Below are 3,386 nucleotides of genomic sequence, written 5' to 3'. Positions count from 1 at the left end.
ATTGAACGGCAGATGGAAGTTGTCTCGCCCTGGCGGACCGCGGTGGAAACCGCCGCGCCCGGCGCGTTCAAACCGTTCGTGCAATCCTTCTATGTCGATCTCACCGACGCCCCCGACCAGCCGCCGACACCGATTCACCTGGGCTTTCGGGGCGGGCGCAATTTCGTCCTGCGCTTCCTTGATGCGCTGTACGCGATCGGCGTCAACCACGTCATCCTCAATCTGAAATATGGAGCGCGCGATGCCGGCGCGGTCCTGGAGGAAATCGGCAAGGAGGTACTGCCGCAATTGGAATCAGGCATGGCGGCGACCGCGCATTCCGTCATTTGATCCCGTTCCGCATTTTCAGGAGGCAAATATCATGTCCGCTTCGACACAAGCCGCCCCGACCAGGGAAGCTTCCCCGACCGCATCGGAGCCGCTGTTCCAGGCCATCATGCTCGGTCCTTATTCCTTACCCCATCGCATCGTCATGGCCCCGTTGACCCGCTCGCGCGCGCGCCAGCCCGGCAATGTTCCGTCCCCATTGAATGCCGCGTATTACGCGCAGCGCGCTTCGGCCGCCCTCATCATCAGCGAGGCGACCCAGGTTTCCATGCAGGGACAGGGCTATGCCTGGACGCCGGGCATTCACAGCCGGGAACAGATTGAAGGCTGGCGTCTGGTTACCGCGGCCGTGCATGCGGCCGGAGGGTTGATCTTCCTGCAGATGTGGCATGTCGGCCGCATCTCGCATCCGGCGCTGCAGCCGGACCGCATGCTGCCGGTCGCGCCGTCGGCGATCCGCCCCAGCGGCCAGGCCTTCATCGAGAATGACATGGGCGAAGGCGAACTGGTACCGTTCGTCACCCCGCGCGCCCTGCAGACCGAGGAAATGCCCTACCTCGTCGGCCAATATCTGCGCGCCGCCAGGAATGCGATGGAAGCCGGTTTCGACGGTGTCGAAGTGCATGGCGCCAACGGTTACCTGATCGACCAGTTCATCTGCTCCAAGACCAATCAGCGCATCGACCAGTACGGCGGACCGCCCGCGAGCCGGGCGCGCCTCCTGATGGAGGTGATGACGGCGGTCAGCGAGGTCTGGGGCCGTGATCGGGTCGGCGTGCGCCTGTCGCCGCTGGGCACCTTCAACGATGTGAGCGACGACGACCCGGAGGCCACGTTCGGGCATATCGTCGAGCGGCTGGATACGTTCGGTCCTGCCTATCTGCATGTCATCAACCCGGCCGCCGCCGCGCTCGAAAAGGGTACCGCCCCCGATCCCGCCGCGCTGCGCATGCTCGAACTGATCCGAAAGACATTCCGGGGCAAGCTGATGCTGACCGGCGGGTTCGACCATGACAGCGCCAACGAATGGCTTGCGCAAGGCAAGGCCGATCTGATCGGCTTCGGCCGCGGCTTCCTGTCCACGCCCGACTTGCCGGAGCGGTTCCGCCAGCGCACGGCCCTGAATACCCCGGACTCCAGCACCTTTTACGGCGGAGGCGCGAAAGGGTATACCGACTACCCGACCCTGGCGCAATCGCGCGGCGAGGCGCCCAAACCCTGCGTGGATGAAAGCTGGCGGTGATTTGATTTTTCCAACATCACGATCTTCAAGGAGCGTGCAAGATGCGTCCCGATAAGTTCACCACAAAATTGCAGGAAGCCCTGGCCGATGCCCAAAGCTTGGCTGTAGGCAATGACAACCAGTATATCGACCCGGTGCATTTGCTCATCGCCCTGCTGAAGCAGGACGATGGCAGCGCCCGGTCGCTCCTGCAGCGCGCCAATGTCAATATCGGCGGACTGACCAAGGCGCTCGAGAGCGCGCTCGAACGCTTGCCCAAGGTCAGCGGCACCGGCGGCGAAGTGCAGATCGGGCGTGAGCTGGTCGCGCTGCTGAACCTGGCCGACAAGGAAGCGCAGAAGCATGGCGACCAGTTCATCGCCAGCGAAATGGTGCTGCTCGCCCTCACCGAAGACAAGTCCGAGGCTGGCCGCGCCGCGCGCGAACACGGCTTGACGCGCAAGGCGCTGGAAGCCGCGATTGACGCGGTGCGCGGCGGCGGCAATGTCAATTCCCAGGATGCCGAAGGGCAGCGCGAAGCCCTGAAGAAATACACGCTTGACCTCACCGAGCGGGCGCGCCTCGGCAAGCTTGACCCGGTGATCGGCCGCGACGATGAAATCCGCCGCGCCATCCAGGTCTTGCAGCGCCGCACCAAGAACAATCCGGTGCTGATCGGTGAACCGGGCGTGGGCAAGACGGCCATCGTTGAAGGCCTGGCGCAACGCATCGTCAATGACGAAGTACCCGACAGCCTCAAGGGCAAGCGCGTGCTGTCGCTCGATATGGCGGCGCTGCTGGCCGGCGCCAAGTACCGCGGCGAATTCGAGGAAAGGCTCAAGGCGGTATTGAAAGAGCTGGCACAGGATGAAGGACAGACCATCGTCTTCATTGACGAGCTGCATACCATGGTTGGTGCCGGCAAGGCCGAAGGCGCCATGGATGCCGGCAACATGCTGAAACCGGCCCTGGCGCGCGGCGAACTGCATTGCGTGGGCGCGACCACGCTGGACGAATACCGCAAGTACGTCGAAAAGGATGCTGCGCTGGAACGGCGCTTTCAGAAAATCCTGGTCGATGAGCCGAGCGTGGAGGCGACCATTGCCATCCTGCGCGGCCTGCAGGAAAAGTATGAAGTGCACCATGGCGTAGACATCACCGACCCGGCCATCGTCGCCGCGGCGGAACTGTCGCACCGCTACATCACCGACCGCTTCCTGCCGGACAAGGCGATCGATCTGATCGACGAGGCGGCCTCGAAGATCAAGATCGAAATCGACTCGAAGCCGGAAGTGATGGACAAGCTGGACCGCCGCCTGATCCAGTTGAAAATCGAACGCGAAGCGGTGCGCAAAGAGACGGATGAAGCGTCACGAAAGCGCCTGGGCCTGATTGAAGAAGAGATCAGCAAGCTCGAACGCGAATACGCCGATCTGGAAGAAATATGGAGAGCCGAGAAGGCAGCGGTCCAGGGCAGCCAGCACATCAAGGAAGAAATCGAAAAGGTCCGCTTGCAAATGGAAGAAGCCAAGCGCAAAGGCGATTGGCAGAAAATGTCCGAACTTCAATACGGCACCTTGCCGCAATTGGAAGCGCAATTGAAGCAAGCCGTTAGTGGTGAATCCACTAAAGACAAGCCCAAGCTAGTGCGCACCCAGGTCGGGGCCGAAGAAATCGCGGAAGTCGTATCACGCGCCACCGGCATTCCGGTGTCCAAGATGATGCAAGGCGAGCGTGACAAGCTGTTGCACATGGAAGAGGAATTGCATAAGCGCGTCGTCGGTCAGCACGAAGCGATTGTGGCGGTGTCCGACGCGATCCGCCGTTCCCGAGCCGG

At 62.3% G+C, this 3,386-nt stretch carries 2 protein-coding genes and 1 pseudogene; all 3 read left to right on the top strand.

From position 1 onward, the window contains the following. Positions 1–330: pseudogene (locus tag AYR66_RS27940) on the top strand (LLM class flavin-dependent oxidoreductase); the annotation flags it as partial. 31 nt (positions 331–361) lie between these two features. Beyond that, positions 362–1,570, top strand: a complete 1,209-nt coding sequence (locus AYR66_RS27935; RefSeq protein WP_088710784.1) for an alkene reductase — start codon at positions 362–364, stop codon at positions 1,568–1,570. Between the two features lie 41 nt (positions 1,571–1,611). Then, positions 1,612–3,386, top strand: a 1,775-nt coding sequence (locus tag AYR66_RS27930; protein WP_088710783.1) for a Clp protease N-terminal domain-containing protein, incomplete at its 3' end; no start/stop codon positions are given.

It is taken from the genome of Noviherbaspirillum denitrificans, from assembly GCF_002211445.1.
Classification (GTDB): domain Bacteria; phylum Pseudomonadota; class Gammaproteobacteria; order Burkholderiales; family Burkholderiaceae_D; genus Noviherbaspirillum; species Noviherbaspirillum denitrificans.
The sequence above is the reverse complement of the archived record's forward strand: the minus strand, read 5'-3'. Positions and strand labels throughout refer to the sequence as shown.